Below are 19,287 nucleotides of genomic sequence, written 5' to 3'. Positions count from 1 at the left end.
TCAGTATTTTATATTCAGATATACCGTTTGTAAAAATGAGGAACCCAGAAGACTATTTATTAGCGAAGGTTTCAAAAGGCCAAACGTATAAGGTTAAAAAGGATATATCTCCACCAAATGAAGTTAATTATATATCAGTATTTGGAAAGGTGCGAGTGGGCGCCTACGTGCCTGGTAAGTTTGAAAGTAATGAGAGGTATAGAGAAAAGTTCATGTCAAAGCTTCAAAAATGATCGGGGTAGGTAGAACAATTGACCAAGGATAAAACCGGACGAAAAAATGTGTAATAGCGTGTAACGCATTACCGGCACAAGCTCATGGAATATGGTGGGAAAGGACAGCAATTAAGTAAAACCCCCCTCGCCCAAAAAAACTTGGCAGACCGATAAAAGGGAGAAAATCCGCCCCCCTCACTATCTAAGCTTTCGTGCACTCATCGGTGAGCTGACCATGACCCCCTACCCTTGAACCAGGGGGTCTAGTCAAACCGATTTCCAGTTGGGTTTCACTTGATGGAAAGACACGGAGCAATTTCACAGATATCCCACCTTTCACCCATCGCCACCAGCGTTGAAAATATGCCTCAATGCGCTCAATCGGCGCACCGTGCTCATAAAGCCGAGCCACATTTTCAACCATCCTTTCCACGGTCTTCCGAGCAATTCCTAAACCCGAGGTCGAAAACCAATAACCCAGAAAATCAAAGCCACTGGCGATGCGACCAATAAAGGTCTTTTCGGGATGCTTGAGAACCTTTAACTCATTCATCACCTGGTTAGTGGCTTTGATGGCTTTGCGCAACTTCCAGCGTGTCGGAGCCAGAATTACCCAATCATCCATGAATCTGACATAGAAACAACCAAGCTGAGCCATCCGGTCATCCAATGGTTTCAGGAATAACGCTCCAATTAGTGGAGAAAGAGGGCATCCTAAGGAGATGCCCTTTGTAATATCTAAGTAAACACCGCCATCGGAAACAAAGCGACGTAAATAACCCCATAACAAACATTTAATAATCGTGGACCTTCAAAGCTTGCACGTGAATTTTCATGCCCGATGCGATCGCATATAGATAGGTGCGACCTGCTTTTGAATAGTCCCAAAGCGTTGACCCCCTCAGCGACTAGCAGGAAAACTACCACCAACAAAGTGAATATCACTAAAAGTTTCAATCCACAAACGAGCGCCACAATCGAGTGGATGATCGGGATTATAGACAATCTTACTTGGCCCAAGGATTTCCACTTCGTTGCCGTAGAGATTGTTACCACTTCGTTTTACTGAAATCACTGGCTTCCGGTCTTTGGGACTTTTCTTGATATTCGAGCCAATGTGATTACGGTTGACATTAATCTTCGCTAAAGCCGGTGGACGACTAGTGCGCCATTTTCCCTTCGGTCCACGAGACCCTTTGGTAATTTGTGGCAAATGGTTGAACAGAGGAATAATCCAGAATTTCCCGGTTTTATAGGCACCCCGAACGCGACCCTTCTCTAGGAGTTGGCGCAATCGTCGAGAAGAAATTCCTAATAGAGATGCCGCTTCGGTAGTTCCAACGCACTTGTTCATGGAGTCTTTTTAACTATTCCGATACTACTAGTATATAGGATGAAAAGAAAATTGGCAATAAAAGCTTGTAACAAAACTTTTCAAAATCTGTTATAATATAAGATTATTTTTGTTATAATAAAATTACCGTGGAACGTTTTAGCGCCCACGGTAAGAGCCAGCCTCAAGAAGTTCACAGGAAAGGCTGGCTCTCGTCCCCCAGTTAAGGAGATAACTTATTATTATGACGTACTCTCAACGCCTATATCCATGGGCGGTGGTTCGCTTATTGCCCATGATGCAACGAGTACTTGTTGGTCGTTTCCGCAATCGATCGGATGCAGAAGGTCACATGCAGGCTCTGAAGCGGCTAATGCCTGATGGGAAATTTATTATTGTATTTGATATTGGGCAGGATATAGAGGAAGGATCTGAGGAGACGGAGTAGGGAGTAATTAGCGATCAGCTTTCAGTTATCAGTGATCAGTTATCAGCTTATGGGTTAGGTCACAGGCTGGAAGCCTGTTCCACTCTACTTGAGGAGTATGCTCACAGGCTCGAAGCCTGTTCCACTCTACTTGAGGAGTATGCTCACAGGCTCGAAGCCTGTTCCACCCTACTTGAGGAGTATGCTCACAGGCTCGAAGCCTGTTCCACCCTACTTGAGGAGTATGCTCACAGGCTCGAAGCCTGTTCCACCCTACTTGAGGAGTATGCTCACAGGCTCGAAGCCTGTTCCACCCTACTTGAGGAGTATGCTCACAGGCTCGAAGCCTGTTCCACCCTACTTGAGGAGTATGCTCACAGGCTCGAAGCCTGTTCCACCCTACTTGAGGAGTATGCTCACAGGCTCGAAGCCTGTTCCACAGCTGACCACTGACACCTCACTTACTACTTACGATTGTTTCCCAATTCTGAATCACTTGCTGCAATGCTTCCGGGAGCTGATTACTACCAATATCGGCATAACGTGTCGTACCAGCATTGCTGCTCAGAGTAACACTGATGTAATCAGCAGCACCAATAGGAGCAGGGTAACTGAGCTGATCAAACTGACCAAAGTCTACCTCTTTGTTGAGAAACTCTTCAAAGCCTTTGACATCTTGAGGGGAAATGCGAGCAATCTCGGTGGGAGTGCTATTCCCATTTATCCGTATGTACTGCTGAATCACTTGTCCATTGTTGAGCAGACGGGTTTCAACGGTTTGACCAAAGAAACCACCGCTTGCGATCGCACGAAATACGGTATTCTTCTCTAGGGCTGGTGGTAATTCACTGCTGGGAATCGGTACTGCTGCCAGTAGGTCTTGATTGTCTACTAATTCAACCTGAGCAGTTGCGGTAGAGTTACCTGATGGTAAGAACTTACTTTGACCAGCTTGGCTAGTTACTGCACTAAAGGATAGAATCCCTGTTAATGCACAGGCAGCAATAATATAAGAGGATGGGGTGATTGCACGCAAGTTTTTCATCTGATTCCCTTTATTAGTTGAAGGTGTACCCATACGCCAAGGTAGAGAACTTACCAGCAGCATCAAGAGCAATTGCTGGTGTTTGCCGATACTTTTTAGCTACCAAAATCTGCCAAAGGCTAATCTTGGCTCACTAATGCAAGCTGTTTTTGCAGCCAGGGGGTATCTCCCAAGGCGCGGAGGAATATCCCCCGCGCGCCGTTGATGTCTCTATCCATAGATCGACCATCAACTTTTGATGTAATAGTCTTACTACCACCAATGTTAAGTAGTTCACCAGTCCAGCTAACAGTCTTGCTAGTGTAGGCTTCGCAAACATCTAGTACTAGCTTTCCGGTTTCCTGGGCTTTATGCTTTAGGAATTCTTTAAACCGGTAGTGAGAAAAAGTAAGTAAATTGCGGACGGTCTTGGATCTAATCTTTCTGTTCCGCTTTCGGGACATCTGAGAGGTCTCGAAAGTAGGTAGCAGAATTACATCGAAATTATCTACTAAAAACCTGGCTGTCTTATGGTGAAGCTCGTTAATTAGATTTTGAATCTTCACAATAATACGCCTAGCGGCTTTCCTCATTCGACGTTTTTGCCCAGCTTTTGCCTTACTAATATTGGAAAACAAGTTATCTAGATATTGACAAAGACGTTGGATACGAGAGAAGTCTCCTTGCCCAATCTTTCCTACTGACGTTTCGCTGAAAAAAGTAATAAAAGTCCTTACCCCTGGGTCTATAGCTACTACCCTACCTTGGTTTTCGGTATGCGATAAAGCGACCTGGTGGGGGACTGTAATATAATATTTTCCGTTTCGACTTGTTAATCTGCAATCACAAATATCTTCGGGCAAGACTTCAGTGTAAGTTAGTTGTCCTAACTTTGTGTGATAGATTCCTGTCTTTGATACTGCTGATTTAGGGATGTAGCAAGACTGAACAGGATTCTTCCTTGATCGAAATCTTGCCCGATTGATCTGTGATGTTTTTTTGTATTTCTTTTTCGCCTCCCGAACTGCGGTGCAAGCGTCCTTGATCGCTATCGATTTAATTTGATAGGGGACTTCTTTGCACCATTCGGGGAGGTCGTTGAGTATGCCAGTCTTTATTGCTTTCCAGTTGGCTTTAACTTCACCGCCCTGAAGTATTTTGACTGTTTTATTAAAAACGTAACGGGATACTCCAAACCACTTACGGACAAGCGTTCGCGTAGCGTGGCCTACGGCCAATCGCTGTTCAGGGTTTAGGAACAGTCTGATCTTCTTTGATTTTTTGACCGTATTTTCTGAGGCCGTGAACCCGGCAGGAGAAGACGTGAATGATGGAGAGAAGATCTGCGGTAAGCTCGGCTTCTGGACAGCTCTCAGGCTGGTCGAGAACCAAGATTTTTCCACCGTTGAGGCCGACCAAATACTCAATGAGTTCAAACCCAAACCGGGTGAGTCGGTCTCTACAGGCAACAACAATCGTGAGCTTATCTCCGCAGACAACTCGCTCCAGTATGGCTCTAAGTCCTTTCCTTTTGTAGTTGAGGCCGGAACCAATGTCTTTGATGATTTCGGCTTCAGGGAAGAGGGAGTGGAGATAGGCGACTTGGCGAGCAAGGTCGTCTCGCTGTTTACTACTGCTGACTCGGCAATAGCAGATTGTGTAGTGGTTGGATCTACTAGACTTCCTAGCTTTTCCAAAACGGAGAAGATCTGCTGAGTCAAAGAGTCTAGTTCCGCCTGGTGTCCTTTCGCATCTGATAGTGCCATTATCCGCGTACTTCCTCAGTGTGTTTGGAGATAGTCCCGTAAGTTCGACCGCCTTACGAATGGGTATTAGTGCCATAAATAAAATCTAGCAAATTTTGGTAAAGACTGCCAAGTATTGTTAGATTTTGAGTTACTGTTTGCTTACCTCTTTACTTATGACTATTGACTTGTAAGAGATTTGTTTTGTTTCGTGGTAACTACCGCACTAACGGTAGGGAAATTACTCCTTAAGCTTAAGCGCTACGCGCACGCTACGCGAACAGCGGTCAGTGGTCAGCTACCGGATTATAATATCAGCTCCCTTATCAGCAATCATCATGGTTGCTGCTGCTGTGTTTGCAGTTATGGGTAATGGGAAGACAGAAGCATCAATCACACGCAGACCTGATACTCCTCGAACTTTAAGTTCTGTATCCACCACAGAACTCTGATCAATCCCCATTCTGCAAGTTCCGCAATAGTGCTGTGTGGTATTGGCTGTTTCTCTGATGTAACTCTCTAAATCTGTTCCCGGTTCTGGAGCAATTTGCTTTTCCCGCCATTGCCCCAAGCTTGATTGATTGCCAATATCGATACCTAACTGAAGCGCTGTTATACATGACTGGAGATCTCCTGGCACGGTCAGATATTTTGGGTCAACAAGAGGAGCTTGATCAGGAGAACTTGAACGCAGCGTAATAGTTCCCTTACTCTTCAAGTGCATGACATTTGGCCATAACCAAAAAGAATTTTTTGGACCAGGGAAACCTTTGAGTGTTCCCACTCCCACTGAACACTCTATATCAACAACTGAACTACTATTTTCCGTAGAGCCGAAAATCACAGCTGGAGCTAGGCTATAGGAATACACTGGTAAATCTTTATCTTCGGGAATAGAAAATCCGGCACTAACGAAAAGATCGTCATGTAAGTTCTTCCCTACTTCTGGAACATTCACAACTACTGGAATATCAAATTTCGCCAACTCAGTTTCGTCGCCAATGCCTGAAAGCATCAATATTTTTGGACTAGCAATCGCACCAGCACTCAGCACAACCTCATGTCGCACCCCTGCAAAGTATTTTTCGTTCTTCTGAACATATTCAACACCAATTGTTTTGGTATTATTAAATCGGATCTTGGTTACCAAAGCTTCAGCGATTACAGTTACATTTGTATGAACCGCTGGTAAGAAAGTGTTAAATGTGGTTTCACGAAAAAGCTTTGAAAGTGTTTTAATATTGTTGAACTGAAATGGAGCGTATCCATATTGACTCTCGCTGGTATTATAATTAATATTTTCAGGTAAACCGTACTCCTTAGCAGCAGCGAATAAATCGTTAATGAAATTGAAATGATCTGTCGTTGCCACCAAAACCTTGATGATCTGCTCTACACTTTCAAAGTGCGGTAGTACATCATTCCATGACCAACCGGGTGCTACTTTACCCCACTCATCAAAGTCAGAGCGTCCACCTCTGACATAGACCGTGGCATTATGTAATGCACACCCACCTAGGGCTTTTGCTTGCGGCAGCATGACCACACGGTTGTTTAAATTTTTTTGAGGTACTGACTGGTAACCCCAATCAATCTCCGGATGTTCTTGTAGGACTTCAAACCAATCACTTGGGTCGTACATCTTGGGATTGAGTAGGAGCTTTCCAGCTTCGATCAGCAGAATTTGTGCATTTGAGTCAGAAGCAGCAAGCTTTGAAGCTACTATGCTTCCCGCAGAACCTCCACCAATGACAATGTAGTCATACATCGAATTTGCTTCTGCCATCTTGACTGCTCCCAGTAGAATATGCTAATTAGTTTTGCGGTAAAAATTAAGCTATCAGCTATCAGCTATCAGCTTATGGGCTACGCGCACGCTACGCCAACAGCTTATGGGCTACGCCCAAGTTACTTAAGGTGCTTTTGAATAAAATAACCTGAAAGCTGACCACTGACCACTGACCACTGACCGCTGACCGCTGACCGCTGACCACTTAAAGAATTAGACTTTTCCCCTTAACTCTTCCAATTCCTCCCGCACTGATAACGGTTGATATCCCAAACTAAATGCTAATGAACTATCCAATGAGGTATCGGGAGATCTAGGAGCAGCCATCGGTACATCCTTTTGTAGACAGCGTCCTAAATTATCTTGGGAAAGTTCAAATACCTCAGCCATCAGGCAACCAAAGTCATAGCGTGAGATCCTTTCTTTTCCGCCCAGATTAACTAGACCTTGGACTTTCTCTAGCGCTAATAAAAGTCCCTTCGCTGCTGTTGTGCCACTGACAGGGGTTCTAATTTCATCGGTAAATAAGCTCAATGGTCGCCCTTCTCTGAGGATTTTGAGAAAGGGTTGGATAAAGCTACTGGCAGTAGGGGGAGTGATGCCAAACATTAAGGGCATCCGGCAAATCGCGACTTTAGGATAATGCGATCGCATCCCTTCTTCTGCCATAACTTTTTGCTCACCGTAATAGCTAATGGGCGATACCGGATCAGTTTCCAGATAAGGAGGGTTTAAACCATCGAAGACCAAGTCAGTAGAGGTAAACACACAAGGGATATCATAATCTGCACTTAGTCGAGCAATATTGATAGAAGCTGTAACATTAATCGAGTATGATTCTTCTCGATGGGTCTGACAAAAATTAGGTTTAGAGTTAGCTGCGGTATGAATTACTCCTGCTGGTTGAATCTCAGCAAACAGATCCTTTATCTCCTGAAATTCTCTCAAGTCAACCTTTACCAAGGTTATTCCTGGAATATCTATCGTCTGGGAAAAATAGGTGCCATAAACATCCCATTTTTCTTTGGCGAGCTGGCAAAGGTTCCATCCAAGGAAACCGCTAGCTCCTGTCACTAAGAGTTTTTTTCTCATCAAAATTATAGGGTTAGTAAGGGAAAAAAATAGATATCCTTGTTACTGTTCTATCTTTTGATTTCCTTAAGTGCCCATTGAATAAGCTGACAGCAGTCAGCGGTCAGCAGTCAGCTTAGATGGGCTTTTCCCAAGACTTTCAATTGGGTGCATCTCCTAAAAGCTGTTTGACCCATTGGTGCGTTACGGGACGGACTTTCCTAACACTGGCTACCGATAAAATGAGAGCTCGCCCGTCCCTAACGCACCCTACCTAACTATTCTCTGCTCCCTACTCCCTACTCCCTGCTCCCTAAAAACATGTATACCTTACCTAATTGAAAACGGCTATATCAACGATTAGCCGTTCATAACAGCGTGTTCCTTAAATACTTCCAACGGAATGTAATCAAGGGCTGCTTCATGGGTTGCTGACAAAATCACCGGTGGCGCAACCCCAGCATCCAGCGCCTCCTTCCAACGACTGAGACACAAACACCATTGATCTCCAGGTTTAAGACCAGGAAAACCATAGACTGGGGATGGTGTACTCAAATCATTCCCCCTTAACTGAGTAAAAGATAGGAACTCTTCCGTCATTTCTGCACAAACGATATGTAAACCAACGTCAGATGGTCCTGTGTCACATTTTCCGTTCCGAAAAAATCCCGTCATGGGAAATGTGCAGCACACCTTTAGGGTTCCGCCAAGGACGTTTTTGGCATTGTTCATGATATAATAAACTAGTTTAATTACGCCAATTACTTTGCTATCAGCTATCAGCTATCAGCTTTTGAATAAAATAGGTAAGCATCCATTTAAGCTGAGGAAACTGCTTTAGTTAGGTCACAGGCTAGAAGCCTGTGCCACGCTACGGTAACGAATGTTATTTTTAGCTGACCGCTGACCGCTGACTGCTGACTACTTACCAAACACTATACTAAGATGCTAGAGACGAAGCTGTCATACACATTGATGGTGATGAAGGTTGAAGCTTTACCTCTACCGTTTTATAACCAGCTGTCATTAATAAATTAGTCACCACTAATTGCGCCCTTTGATTAGCTTGCTCTAGCACACCTTGCTGACAAGCAGTAGCCTGAATTTTCCGGAGGGTTTGCTGTTGAGCTAGCATCTGTAATTGAGGGGCAACATCAGGTCCAAGACCCAAAAATCCTCGGTTGTAGTCGTAGACCTGGGAACGGGTAACATCAATCTTGCTATCCAGTAATTGGGGCGCTGGTAACTGGACTTCGATCGAGTCATTGCTGACTTTGACATCATCCACGCTTAATTTCCCTAAATCAACCCCAGCTCGCACTTCCCCATAAGCAATGTAGAGTAATGTCGTTGACGCTAAGCGATATTGTCCTAAGTTTCTATCTTGACGAGTTGGGACCACCGCCTCCATGCTAAAGACAGCAGTGGTCAATTCACTAACGTTACGAACTTTATTAACCACAACGTTTCTCACATCCACCTCTGGTTCTGGCTGTGATAAGTTTAATTGTGATAAGTCGAATAGACCATTAACTTGTTCAAACAACCGGGAGCTAGTGCGCCACATCACCACTCCTAAAATTAGGGTCGTGAGTATCATGCCCCCTGTGCTCATCAAAATCAACCCTCTAGGTATACTAGAGATAATGCTGAGTAACTGATTCTTTTGATGCTGACTTTTCATTTTTGTTTTTAATTATTAACAGTTATTTATTCCCAATCTATGCTATACCAAAGGGAACAGGGAACAGGGAATAGGTAATAGGTAATAGGTAATAGGGAATAGCGATACGCTGCATCAATAAAGGTAATCAACGTCAAAGAAGACTGTACCTCTTAACTGCGAAAAACGCTATAACAAAAAAATTCTATTTAGCGTAAAAAATCTATTATCAAAATATCAAAGCTATAGAAGTAGTTTTAGGCGATATATAGTTTTTTATAGCCTAATGAGGTATACAATTTTTTTCTCTGTTCCCTGTTCCCTGTTCCCTGTTCCCTGTTCCCTGTTCCCTAAAACCCTTAGGTGCGCTTTCCGTTGGCGAATTAAATTCGCCACGGGTCGCACCTCAAAATTTTGTACCTCACCTAATTAAAAACTGCTAGACTTGTGCTTATCTACCTCAACCCAACGCCTGGTTTCATGGGACTCATGGGTTAAATCCATTAACATTTGGGAGTACACTCCTTCTTTGAGAGATAGTGTGGTAACGCTACCATTGTCAATGGCTTGCACCCAATGGTCAACCACCCGGACAAATGGGGCTAAACGACCATCGAGATAGGTTTCAGCAAATGCTAGTCGCTGGGGAATTTCTACTTCCATCAGGGATTGACCTGCGGTCGCTGCCCACAGACGAAATCCATGAACGTAGTCTTTGAGATTGTTACTGCCTAAAACTAAGGTACCGCGATCGCCATAAACCTCTACAAAGTGACCTCGCCCTTGATAGGTTACGGAACTAATACTGAGCTGACAAGGGGTACCATCTGCCAATTCCAGTAATAACAGACAGGTGTCATCAGCATCTACTGGCTTAAGTAAATTGCTAGCATTGGGGTCTGGTCGCGCTGGAATTGCGGTACTCAGTTGAGCACACAACCGCTGTACTGGTCCAAATAGCCAATGAATATAATCAAAAGCATGAGAGCCTACTGCGCCTAGTGCTCCGCCCCCCTTATCCTTTTGAGCATACCAGTTCCAGGGGCGTTCGGGATTAGCTCGGCTAGAGACTAACCAGTCAATTTTAATCAGACGCTTTTTACCGACATAGTCTTTTTCGAGATATTCCGCTAATAGCTGCCATGAGGGGATAAAGCGGAATTCAAAATCAGGTATAGCGACAACACCCTTTTCTGTAGCGAGTTGGTAAAGCTCCTGGGTTTCGGCTGCCGTTAAGGTCATGGGTTTCTCTAGTAGCAGATGTTTCCCTGCTTCTAGAACCATTTTCGCCATTTCGTAGTGGAGAAACGGGGGAGTACAGATGCTAACCGCTTCTACTTCCGGTAAAGCTAGGATATCTTCTAAGCGATCGCATCCATGGGGAATATCATATTGGTTTGCGTACGCATTGGCCTGATCCGGGTCTCGGTGATAGACAGCCACCACTTCCGTCCGGGAATGAGCTTTAAAGCCAGGGATGTGGATTTTTTGTCCAAATCCAGTTCCCACTACCGCTACACCAATTGTTGGTAGCTGTTCAGTTGCACCTGTTGCAGAAAACTCAGCCATTATAGACTTTCTCGTAACTTATCGTAAAAATCGCAGGGTAAACGGGTAACGGTAAACCCTACCATATTGAGCAGAGATTGAAGCCATAGTCACCAGCAGCGAATCAATGATTCCCAGGATACTAGCTAGACACCATAGCCAGAATTCTATGAGCTTAAACAGCTCCAACCAAGAGTTACGGTCAAAACCCTTTATTCCACCAATCAGGATGAAAAACGCCCAGGCAAAGGCCGTAAATATGGTCAGGATAATGGTAGCGTAAAGGGTAATCGAGATTTGAAAATTAATAGATTCTTTACCGTGAACCTTTACAAAGCGGTATTTATTTCTCTTGTTTAACCAGATCATCAACGGGCCTGCCAGGTTAGCCAAAGGGATAGGTAGACCCATAATCAATAGGGGAATCCATAGCAGGGAGGATAGATGACACAGCATCCCCCAGATTCGAGCTTCCCTATCGTTCCGTGGCACTGTTATTTGATCCATAAAACTGACCCAAAACCGACATTACATCCGATGACTTTACTCAGCAGTCTGGTTACCCAATCCTATTGTTTAACCGCCGTTGTTTTTCACTGCCTCAACCCAGATAATTACCTTTTTAGCCAGATGAGTACCATCTAAGCGGTCAATTTCCCGGATGCCAGTAGGACTGGTGACATTAACTTCGGTCAGGTAGCCGCCGATAACGTCTATGCCTACAAAATATAAGCCATCTTGCTGCAGTTTTGGCTTGAGCAGGGCACAAATTTTTTCCTCTCGGGGAGTAATTTCCGTAGCCCCTACTCGACCACCCACAGCCATGTTACCCCGAAATTCCTTACCTGTGGGAATGCGATTTACTGCTCCAATCGGTTCACCATTCAAGAGGATAATCCGTTTATCTCCATCTTTGGCAGCAGGCAGATAAGCCTGAACCATCACTGGCTCACTACCCTGTTTAGTGCTAATTTCCACCAAGGAGTTAAAATTGCGATCGCTTGCCTGTAGAAATATAATGCCCTCACCAGCTTTCCCTCCTAGAGGTTTAAGTACTGCTGCCTCTTTTTCCTCAACGAATTGCCGAATCACCGATTTCTCCTGACTGACAATAGTCTGTGGAATCACCTCCTGAAACTGGAGGGCATACATTTTTTCGTTAGCTGTCCTGATGCCAGTTGGTGAATTAATCACCAAGGTTTTATCTGGATTAATGTAGTCCAAGATATAGGTCGCATAAAGGTAAGGTATGGTAACCGGCGGGTCTGTCCGCATCCAGACAGCATCCATCTCCTCTAGAGGTTTCAACAGAGCCTTACCAGTCTGGTACCACTGCTCACTGACGACCCAATGCCCGTCATCGAGTTTGGCTGGAGTTAGTTGCACAGGTTGTAGAAGTCCCCAAGCCTGACCCTTAATAACACTCAATTGTTGAGCCTGAGTGACCCAAACCTCATGACCTAATTCCTGTGCGGCTTCCATCAGTGCCACACTAGTATCATGACCGGGATCAAGTTTCGGGAGAGGGTCTATTATAAACGCAAATTTCACTGTTGAATTCCCCTGTCAGCCAATTCCCCTATGCTACAGCAATCTTATTTGATTCGGTAACATACTGTTCAAGATCTTGAATGGGGAATCGGTAACAGGGATTAAGGCAGATTAAGACAAAAGGCAAAAGGCAATAATAAATAAAGCCTTAAGGGAATCATGTCCCCCCCTTATTAAGGCAGGGCTGTTTCAAAGTTTAATAAGTTAACGATTTGGGGAGATAGGGAGATAGGGGGATAGGGGGATAGGGAAATACCGCCAAATTTACCGAAAAATCCCCCAATAATGCCCTTCAAATCTGGCGAATTAGTCTGGTTCAATCAACTGAAATGACTAACAATTGGTGATTCGGCTTTTGAGTATGGTTAGATAAATTTGGCCAAAATCCCGACTATTCGCGCTCCTTTTCTCCCCATCTCCCCATCTCCCCATCTATTTTTGGCGAGAATGAAACAGCCCTGCTTCCGCGCGGGGGGTTAGGGGGGATCCTTACTCATAAGTGGGATCAACGCTATATAAACCGGATGAGATTATCACCTTTAGGATCCTATCAAAACGTCCTGAAATTTGAGAACCCCGCGTCTAATGACCGGGGATGAAAAAGAGAGACGGGGTTAACCCCGTCGTATCCTGGCTATTTTCCTTTCTGACTCTCTATATATTTTTTGACCACCTCCGTGCTGACTTGACCTGTTGACGCCACAAAATAGGTTGGAGTCCACAATGAAGGCAGTTTCTTGAGATTAGGAAATTCTTTCCGTAAGTGATGTGAAGCTCGACCTTTCACCCATCGAGCTATCTCAGCAGGAGATTCATGGGTCGGTGCGTTTACAAACATATGGACGTGGTCTGGCATTATTTCTAATGCAATTAGTTTCCAGCCATGTTCGGAGACTAGATCAAAGATTATTTCTTGAAGCCGTCGAGCTACGTGTTCTACTAGCACAGGCTTTCGACGTTTTGGGACAAAGACAAAATGATAGTTTATTGAAGATACCGACCCCTCTGTACGGCGGTACTCATAATCTTTGCTAGATAATTTTGCCATTTTTTTTCGGAATTTTGTTGACTGCGGCTGTAGTAGCAATGATAATTGTAAACAAGGAGGTGATGCAACTTGTACAAGACGATCCCAGTTAAAGCAACGTTTTCAGACGAAGAAAGAGCATTTTGGGAATTTCTTTGCCAGCAAGCCAACAGCTTGTTTAATTGTGCGATTTATTATGCTAAACAAAAACATTACGATTGGTTGAAAGAACAAGAGGCTTACACCACCTACTGGCGTGGAGATGAATTAAGAATTGGGTGGAAAACTTACAAATGTACCACTAAATATCCAGAGATTGACAAAGCCTTGAAGATGTCACCTCATTACAAGGCAATGGCAGCTCAGTCCGCTCAGCAAACTCTCAAGACAGTAGGTGAAGCGATCAAAAGCTATAACCAACTGGTGGGTTTGTATTACAAAAGAGAAGTGGACAGACCAAGATTCCCTCGATACCGCAAATCAGGAGGGTTTGCTGCTGTCACATTTCCCAGACAAGCTCTCACTTACAAGCAAGGATTGTTCTACCCTTCTGTAAGCAAAGAGAGTAAACCAGAACTTCTGACGGAAATTACGTTAAGTCCCCCAGAGTTCATAGACTCTGACTGGGTCAAAGAGGTAACAATCCGCCCCTGTTATGGTCAGTTGTGGATTGACTGGGTAATAGATGACGGAAAGTCACCAATTGAAACTAATCCCGAACTAGATTACTCTCACGCTTTGGGCATAGATCACGGAGGCGATAACTGGTTGACTTGTGTGTCTACCCTAGGAAAAAGCTTTATTATTGATGGCAAAAAACTCAAAGCCATGAATCAGGGGTATGCCCGACTAGTTGCCAAGCATAAAACTGGTAAACCAGAAAAATACTGGGATTCTACTTTAGACCGAATTCAACTAAAACGAAACAACCAGATGCGGGATGCAGTGAATAAAGCTGCTCGTTTCATCATTAATCGCTGTTTGAAAGACGGGATTGGAAATATTGTAATAGGTTGGAACGAAGATCAAAAGAATTGTTCCAATATGGGGAGAAAAGGGAACCAGAAGTTTGTCCCCATCCCAACCAAAAAACTTATAGAAAGACTAAAACAATTATGCCTAGAACACGGAATCAAGTTAATAGTTACCGAAGAGTCTTACACAAGTAAAGCGTCCTTCTTGGACGGGGATTCATTACCAACATATGGTGAAAAACCCAGCGGATGGATTCCATCAGGTAAACGAGTTAGACGTGGTTTGTACCAAACGGCTTCAGGAAAGTTGATCAACGCCGACTCTAACGGCGCTGCCAACATTCTAAGAAAGGTAAGCACACAGCCATTTAATATGGCCAAGGTGTCTAGGGGATCTTTGGCAGTCCCACACCGATATGATTTATTCAGTGGTTTGTCTACATCATATCGATATAAGAGTGGAGCGGGACGGGTTTACCCTCCCGCGTAACAACCTTATAGAATCCCCCGTGCTTTAGCCGGGGGAGATGTCAACCGTGTAGTGATAGTTATCTAGTCGTGGGGTGTTCTTTTCCGTTGTGCTTTCCAAAAACTAGATGGTTACTCACCTAGTGGTTAGCTTACCTTGAGCAGATTGTCTAACTGACCCTGAAATTCCAGAGTGTGAAGGTCATCACAGCCACCGATATGCTGGTCATTAATAAAAATCTGTGGTAAAGAGCGTGCTCCATTTGCCCGTTGAGCCATCTTCTCCCGTGCCTGGTTATCACCATCAATACAGTATTCAGTAAATTCAACTCCCTTCTTGTTTAGTAGACCTTTAGCACGGATACAGAAGGGGCAAGTGCTCCAGGTGTAGATTTCAACGTTTGCGCTCATGCTTGGCGTTAGAGTATTAAGTAATGTTTCTTGAATTTTAACGTGGGGTTTAGCTTGGCGCACCAGCTCAGTAACGTAATGCCAAATCATAGACAGCCCAGCTTTTGATTACCTCAAGGCTGGGCTGTCTATTAGTTATAAGCGTTTGTTATATCTAGGGTCTTTATATAAGCTGACCCCATTTAAAAGGTTGGTCATATGTAGGGTCTTTATATAAGCTGACCCTCTTTCCAACTGTTAACTATTGTGTCAGACAAATTTTGGTTTAGTAATTTTTATAATATTTTCTTTATATTTCAGTTTATTTGGATTTGTCAGGTTTGTTGAAGTTTTGTTGCATGGTGGTCAAGGAAACCCCTAAGGCTTGAGAGAACCACACTTCAAAATCACGCATTGGGTATAAAGACTTACTCATAGCTTGGTCTCGTATGGGCTCTACAAGAATGGTGAACATTCCCAGTCGATTCCCCGCTAAGACATCAGTGAATAAGCGATCGCCTACCATGGCCACTTGGTCTATAGGTAGGTTCATAGCATCTACAGCTATTTTCAGCTTGCGTCGCGAAGGTTTGCGAGCTCCATATATGTAAGGCAAATCTAGGGAGGAAGCAATACGCCTAATGCGATGTTCACTGAGGTTATTACTGACCAGCCACAGGGAAACCATCGCTCTAGTTTGCTCTACCCACCGTTCAATTTCCCGAGAAACACGGGATTTGGTCACTGGTATTAAAGTCTGGTCAACATCCAACACTAGACCTGAGAGCTGATATTGCTGGATAATATCTGGTGTCAGGTCTAAGATGGAGCCACCAAGGATTAAGTCAGGTTGTAACTTTGAGACCCAAGACATATGTAATTAACTGATAAATTTAAGGTTGGTAACTCTGTTGATTTTTGATGCTTACCCGTCAATTGTCAATGCATTAAGCCCGCTCAGCCTGATGATGGCAGCGGGCAACGGTTAAGTGATTCAGTTCTATTGAACCAATATTGTAAAGCTTCTTTGATCCGATACTTTTTAGCTACCAGAATCTACAAAGGCAGATCCTAGCCCGCCAATGCCAGCTGATTTCTCAGCTAGGGGGTATCTCCGCGCTTCTCTGACGGAATATCCTGGGAGCGCCATAAAAATGTCAAAAAAGTTATAACACCGAAATAGAGAGCGCAACGATTAAACCCTTGGTTTTCGGCTTTAATTTAAGTTACATAATAATCCCTGTCGGTGTTACCTTAATTTAAGTCTAACAAATAATAAGAGTTTTTGGTAGACTCTGCGACATTTTCGATTAGCTTTTACTAACCCTGATTGTTGTGGTTTATTGTTTGGCTCGCCGTTCTCTACGGATGGCATTTTTAGCGGCTTCATGTTCTGTTAGGGTTTTGCTAAAAACATGAGTGCCATCGTAACGAGCCACGAAAAACAAGTATTCGGTGTCTTCGGGATCAAGGGTTGCTTTCAAACTCCCTATGCCAGGACTGGCAATCGGGGTCGGCGGTAATCCTGGGTTGAGATAGGTATTGTAAGGGGAGGGTTGCCGCACTTGCTTGTAGGTCAGGGGCTGATCAGCAGTTTGTCGAATCCCCAATCCATATTCAACGGTGGGATCCGTTTCTAATCTCATCCCTCGCCGCAACCGTTCAGTAAAGACACCAGCAATGCGATCGCGTTCTTCAGCAACTACTGCTTCCTTCTCGACAATGCTCCCTAATGTTACCCAATCATTGATACTAAGCTGGGTTTTGTACTGACCTTTTTCGTATACTGGTAAGGCTACCTGTTCAAATCGATTAAGCATTTGTTGGATGACTGCTTGTGGCGAGATGCCATCACTGGGTAACTTATAGGTATCTGGGTATAAATAACCTTCTAGATGAGGGAGCTCACTGGGCAACCAAGGGTACTTATTCCAGGGGATTTTGCTACTAGCAGCGATAAAGTCATCAGCCGAGAAAAATCCTAGGGATTCAAAATAATCCGCCATTTGCTGAATCGACCACCCTTCCGGTATGGTGAAAGACAGCTGCATCACCTTCCCTTTCCAAATCGTTTCTGCGATTTTGGTCAGGGGTTGAGTTGGTGATAGTTCGTAAGTTCCAGCTTTAAACTCACCATCTCGGTCTAGCAGCTGCCGCCAATGAGTCCAGAGTTTCCAAGCATCGGCTGAGCGAATTAAACCAGAAGCTTCCAGATCTCTGCCTATTTGCTGACCTGGGGTTCCTGGGGGAATCTCAATTTTTACGAGGCTTCGAGCGACATCTTCGGAAGATTGTGCTTTAACGGGTGGGGATACCACCCAACTCCACCACTCCCAACCCTGCCATGCACAAAGACCAAGGGTGGTTGGCAACAGAACGAAATAAAAAAATCTATTGGAGATGCTTTTGAGCGTTTTCATACTCTTATACACCAAAACACTAGTTTCCCCTGAATCGTTTAAGGGGTCAAGCCGAGTTCTTGTCTTCTACTCGAGATCATCGAATAGCAGTTCTTCGAGCAATGGCTGAACTTGTTTAATTTCCTGTGTAGACAGTAACTCTGGTTGACCAGATTGGTTCGAGCGAGCAAAAAACAGCAGTGGCTCTACAGGAGTATAGATTCCATACTCTTGTTCTTGGTAATAAAAGCTCGCTAGCTCCTGTAGTTCCTCTGCTTCCATTGGAACATCATCCTCTTCAATTTCCAGGGTGAGAATGTCGTCTTCCTCAACTGTTGGCAACTCACCAGCAACAGTTAAGGTAAAAGCGGTGCGCTTGAGCTGAAGATTTTGCTCAGCTAGAACCGCTTGGGCGTCAGGGAATATCAAGTCAAGCTCAGCTTCATCTTCAACTAGAGAGGCATCAGCTAAGTCTTCTTCATCATCATCCCAAGCCACAATTTCTATGGGTGAGTCCACAGGTAACAGCAGAAGGTATTGACAACCCTCCAGCTCTAGGGAATGCTCAATGTAACATTCGAGAGTTTTACCGTTAGCGTCCTTCAGCGTAATGTCCCCTTTTGGAGATTCCCCATTTTCTTGGGGAGATTGAGATGAAAACATGGCACTTAATGTGTCTATTATTGGTCAAGTGGTCGTGGAAATAAATCCAACCTCCCTTTTGACAGTACGCTTTAACAGTACGCGACAGTAAGCTTTGACAGTACGCCACAGTACGCTCGAGTTTAGACTGCTTCCGATCAGCATAGCACCAAAACCAAAGACGAGAGTTCCAGCAGTTGTCTTTGAATGATTTAGTCTATACTTTTTATCCAATCATAGGCTTTCTGTGCTCATAAGCATTAGTTAACTATGGACTGTACAAAAATTGCACATTCTTTAATCATACCGAACGCGCCCCTGGTGACCTACGGTCAATCAGTGATCAAAAAGTGTTGTGAGCAACCTATAAATATAACTAATCAGTCGAACTTGACATAATTACTATAATTTGTTGCTATAGGAAATCAGCTCAGCCAAAAGGTTCTAGAGCCATGGGTTATGATGCTCTTAAGGCCAAAGGCCACGCTACGCGAACAGAGCCGCTACGGGAGCCTATGATTAGCACTACCAACCCCCTATGTTATTGCCGTCGTGAATTGGGTTATAAATTCTACTAAACCTACAAGAAAACTGCTAAAGCGGTCGTAACTAGGGCTTGCTGATTAACTCTCATGGGCATTTACATATAAAGGTTTTCGCCTTTTTGGGTCTCTAAAAGGGCCAGCAAATCGATCTCAATAATTTAGGCTTTTGGGCAGACAAGAGCAGAAAAATAAAGGGACTTGTCTTTCGACTACCTCCTATATAATTACCATTTATCTACACTCGCTGACTCCACACTCGCTGACTCAATCCAATACCTATTGACTTTTTCAGCAAACCCTAACTATTAAGCTATCAGCTAATGCGCTACTATATATGCTACTTGAGGTGCTATCAGCTATCAGCTTATGGGCAAGCTACTTGATCAACACCAGCGATACTGGCATCATAGAGCCGCTCGATCATCTCCACATCTTCCAGGCTGTTGAGCTTTAGCCAAATACGCGCCTTCCGGCCA

22 protein-coding genes are annotated in these 19,287 nt (G+C 44.2%); 4 read left to right on the top strand and 18 right to left on the bottom strand.

Features of this window, described 5'->3' with window-relative positions; genetic code table 11:
* Window positions 1-233 (top strand): hypothetical protein (locus F6J99_RS24290; protein WP_293116091.1); only part of this gene is annotated, 233 nt, incomplete at its 5' end.
* Window positions 234-417: 184 nt separating this feature from the next.
* Here the strand turns inward: F6J99_RS24290 and F6J99_RS24285 are convergent.
* Together F6J99_RS24285 and F6J99_RS24280 are read right to left on the bottom strand one after the other, a co-directional pair.
* Complete coding sequence (locus F6J99_RS24285) at window positions 418-1,005, bottom strand: reverse transcriptase domain-containing protein (RefSeq protein ID WP_293116089.1); 588 nt, start codon at window positions 1,003-1,005, stop codon at window positions 418-420.
* A 111-nt stretch (window positions 1,006-1,116) separates the two neighbouring features.
* Window positions 1,117-1,569 carry a DNA-binding protein gene (locus F6J99_RS24280; RefSeq protein WP_293116087.1) on the bottom strand — a complete coding sequence of 151 codons (453 nt, stop codon included), beginning with the start codon at window positions 1,567-1,569 and terminating at the stop codon, window positions 1,117-1,119.
* Window positions 1,570-1,792: 223 nt separating this feature from the next.
* Between F6J99_RS24280 and F6J99_RS24275 the strand changes: the two genes are divergently transcribed.
* Window positions 1,793-1,996, top strand: coding sequence for a hypothetical protein (locus tag F6J99_RS24275; RefSeq protein ID WP_293116085.1), 204 nt, complete (start codon window positions 1,793-1,795; stop codon window positions 1,994-1,996).
* Between the two features lie 436 nt (window positions 1,997-2,432).
* Here the strand turns inward: F6J99_RS24275 and F6J99_RS24270 are convergent, their stop codons facing one another.
* From F6J99_RS24270 to F6J99_RS24240, 7 genes are all read right to left on the bottom strand, one after another.
* Window positions 2,433-3,020, bottom strand: coding sequence for a hypothetical protein (locus tag F6J99_RS24270; RefSeq protein WP_293116083.1), 588 nt, complete (start codon window positions 3,018-3,020; stop codon window positions 2,433-2,435).
* Between the two features lie 119 nt (window positions 3,021-3,139).
* Complete coding sequence (locus tag F6J99_RS24265; protein ID WP_293116081.1) at window positions 3,140-4,237, bottom strand: transposase; 1,098 nt, start codon at window positions 4,235-4,237, stop codon at window positions 3,140-3,142.
* A 7-nt stretch (window positions 4,238-4,244) separates the two neighbouring features.
* Entirely contained in the window at window positions 4,245-4,841 is a 597-nt protein-coding gene (locus F6J99_RS24260; RefSeq protein WP_293116079.1) for an IS607 family transposase, read from the bottom strand.
* A 201-nt stretch (window positions 4,842-5,042) separates the two neighbouring features.
* Window positions 5,043-6,530, bottom strand: a complete 1,488-nt coding sequence (locus F6J99_RS24255) for a GMC family oxidoreductase (RefSeq protein ID WP_293116077.1) — start codon at window positions 6,528-6,530, stop codon at window positions 5,043-5,045.
* Window positions 6,531-6,746: 216 nt separating this feature from the next.
* Window positions 6,747-7,625: an NAD(P)-dependent oxidoreductase gene (locus F6J99_RS24250; RefSeq protein ID WP_293116075.1), complete on the bottom strand. Its 879-nt coding sequence runs from the start codon at window positions 7,623-7,625 to the stop codon at window positions 6,747-6,749.
* 339 nt (window positions 7,626-7,964) lie between these two features.
* Window positions 7,965-8,336 carry a DUF2237 domain-containing protein gene (locus tag F6J99_RS24245; RefSeq protein ID WP_293116073.1) on the bottom strand — a complete coding sequence of 124 codons (372 nt, stop codon included), beginning with the start codon at window positions 8,334-8,336 and terminating at the stop codon, window positions 7,965-7,967.
* A gap of 208 nt (window positions 8,337-8,544) precedes the next feature.
* Entirely contained in the window at window positions 8,545-9,219 is a 675-nt protein-coding gene (locus F6J99_RS24240; RefSeq protein ID WP_293116095.1) for a DUF4230 domain-containing protein, read from the bottom strand.
* Window positions 9,220-9,553: 334 nt separating this feature from the next.
* On the opposite strand from F6J99_RS24240, the gene F6J99_RS24235 reads away from it, so the two are divergent.
* Window positions 9,554-9,700, top strand: coding sequence for a hypothetical protein (locus tag F6J99_RS24235; protein WP_293116071.1), 147 nt, complete (start codon window positions 9,554-9,556; stop codon window positions 9,698-9,700).
* Here F6J99_RS24235 and F6J99_RS24230 read toward each other — a convergent pair.
* The 4 genes from F6J99_RS24230 to tnpA form a co-directional block, all read right to left on the bottom strand.
* A complete protein-coding gene (locus F6J99_RS24230; protein WP_293116069.1) occupies window positions 9,697-10,836 on the bottom strand; it encodes a Gfo/Idh/MocA family oxidoreductase in 1,140 nt (379 codons plus the stop codon). The two genes, F6J99_RS24235 and F6J99_RS24230, sit on opposite strands and share 4 nt — an antisense overlap.
* Window positions 10,837-10,854: 18 nt before the next feature.
* Complete coding sequence (locus F6J99_RS24225) at window positions 10,855-11,322, bottom strand: DUF4870 domain-containing protein (RefSeq protein ID WP_293116067.1); 468 nt, start codon at window positions 11,320-11,322, stop codon at window positions 10,855-10,857.
* 69 nt (window positions 11,323-11,391) lie between these two features.
* A complete protein-coding gene (gene gshB, locus F6J99_RS24220; protein WP_293116065.1) occupies window positions 11,392-12,366 on the bottom strand; it encodes a glutathione synthase in 975 nt (324 codons plus the stop codon).
* Window positions 12,367-13,000: 634 nt separating this feature from the next.
* Window positions 13,001-13,414 carry an IS200/IS605 family transposase gene (tnpA, locus tag F6J99_RS24215; protein WP_293116063.1) on the bottom strand — a complete coding sequence of 138 codons (414 nt, stop codon included), beginning with the start codon at window positions 13,412-13,414 and terminating at the stop codon, window positions 13,001-13,003.
* A gap of 69 nt (window positions 13,415-13,483) precedes the next feature.
* On the opposite strand from tnpA, the gene F6J99_RS24210 reads away from it, so the two are divergent.
* The gene (locus tag F6J99_RS24210) at window positions 13,484-14,857 is read left to right on the top strand and encodes a transposase (protein ID WP_293116061.1); all 1,374 of its coding nucleotides are present in this window, start codon (window positions 13,484-13,486) and stop codon (window positions 14,855-14,857) included.
* 125 nt (window positions 14,858-14,982) lie between these two features.
* On the opposite strand, the gene grxC is transcribed toward F6J99_RS24210, so the two are convergent.
* The 5 genes from grxC to F6J99_RS45680 all read right to left on the bottom strand — a co-directional run.
* Window positions 14,983-15,246, bottom strand: coding sequence for a glutaredoxin 3 (gene grxC, locus F6J99_RS24205; RefSeq protein ID WP_293116093.1), 264 nt, complete (start codon window positions 15,244-15,246; stop codon window positions 14,983-14,985).
* 301 nt (window positions 15,247-15,547) lie between these two features.
* Window positions 15,548-16,099 (bottom strand): YqeG family HAD IIIA-type phosphatase, encoded by a 552-nt coding sequence (locus F6J99_RS24200; RefSeq protein WP_293116059.1) that lies wholly within the window; start codon window positions 16,097-16,099, stop codon window positions 15,548-15,550.
* A gap of 466 nt (window positions 16,100-16,565) precedes the next feature.
* Window positions 16,566-17,645: an endolytic transglycosylase MltG gene (gene mltG, locus F6J99_RS24195; protein ID WP_070391774.1), complete on the bottom strand. Its 1,080-nt coding sequence runs from the start codon at window positions 17,643-17,645 to the stop codon at window positions 16,566-16,568.
* Window positions 17,646-17,711: 66 nt separating this feature from the next.
* On the bottom strand, window positions 17,712-18,287 hold the full coding sequence (locus F6J99_RS24190; RefSeq protein ID WP_293054690.1) for a DUF3727 domain-containing protein: 576 nt from the start codon (window positions 18,285-18,287) through the stop codon (window positions 17,712-17,714).
* Window positions 18,288-19,175: 888 nt separating this feature from the next.
* Window positions 19,176-19,287 (bottom strand): hypothetical protein (locus tag F6J99_RS45680; RefSeq protein ID WP_365974049.1); only part of this gene is annotated, 112 nt, incomplete at its 5' end.

Source organism: Moorena sp. SIO4G3 (assembly GCF_010692305.1).
GTDB lineage: Bacteria > Cyanobacteriota > Cyanobacteriia > Cyanobacteriales > Coleofasciculaceae > Moorena > Moorena producens_A.
Note: the sequence above shows the minus strand (reverse complement) of the source record. Positions and strands in the feature narration are given on the sequence as shown.

Excerpts from the sequence above, each read along its gene's own strand:
- mltG (WP_070391774.1), bottom strand. The coding sequence starts at position 17,645 with ATGAAAACGCTCAAAAGCATCTCCAATAGATTTTTTTATTTCGTTCTG.
- F6J99_RS24240 (WP_293116095.1), bottom strand. The coding sequence starts at position 9,219 with ATGAGCACAGGGGGCATGATACTCACGACCCTAATTTTAGGAGTGGTG.
- F6J99_RS24280 (WP_293116087.1), bottom strand. The coding sequence starts at position 1,569 with ATGAACAAGTGCGTTGGAACTACCGAAGCGGCATCTCTATTAGGAATT.
- tnpA (WP_293116063.1), bottom strand. The coding sequence starts at position 13,414 with ATGGCAAAATTATCTAGCAAAGATTATGAGTACCGCCGTACAGAGGGG.
- grxC (WP_293116093.1), bottom strand. The coding sequence starts at position 15,246 with ATGAGCGCAAACGTTGAAATCTACACCTGGAGCACTTGCCCCTTCTGT.
- F6J99_RS24255 (WP_293116077.1), bottom strand. The coding sequence starts at position 6,530 with ATGGCAGAAGCAAATTCGATGTATGACTACATTGTCATTGGTGGAGGT.
- F6J99_RS24275 (WP_293116085.1), top strand. The coding sequence starts at position 1,793 with ATGACGTACTCTCAACGCCTATATCCATGGGCGGTGGTTCGCTTATTG.
- F6J99_RS24225 (WP_293116067.1), bottom strand. The coding sequence starts at position 11,322 with ATGGATCAAATAACAGTGCCACGGAACGATAGGGAAGCTCGAATCTGG.
- F6J99_RS24250 (WP_293116075.1), bottom strand. The coding sequence starts at position 7,625 with ATGAGAAAAAAACTCTTAGTGACAGGAGCTAGCGGTTTCCTTGGATGG.
- F6J99_RS24260 (WP_293116079.1), bottom strand. The coding sequence starts at position 4,841 with ATGGCACTAATACCCATTCGTAAGGCGGTCGAACTTACGGGACTATCT.
- F6J99_RS24235 (WP_293116071.1), top strand. The coding sequence starts at position 9,554 with ATGAGGTATACAATTTTTTTCTCTGTTCCCTGTTCCCTGTTCCCTGTT.
- F6J99_RS24270 (WP_293116083.1), bottom strand. The coding sequence starts at position 3,020 with ATGAAAAACTTGCGTGCAATCACCCCATCCTCTTATATTATTGCTGCC.
- F6J99_RS24190 (WP_293054690.1), bottom strand. The coding sequence starts at position 18,287 with ATGTTTTCATCTCAATCTCCCCAAGAAAATGGGGAATCTCCAAAAGGG.
- F6J99_RS24200 (WP_293116059.1), bottom strand. The coding sequence starts at position 16,099 with ATGTCTTGGGTCTCAAAGTTACAACCTGACTTAATCCTTGGTGGCTCC.
- F6J99_RS24230 (WP_293116069.1), bottom strand. The coding sequence starts at position 10,836 with ATGGCTGAGTTTTCTGCAACAGGTGCAACTGAACAGCTACCAACAATT.
- F6J99_RS24245 (WP_293116073.1), bottom strand. The coding sequence starts at position 8,336 with ATGAACAATGCCAAAAACGTCCTTGGCGGAACCCTAAAGGTGTGCTGC.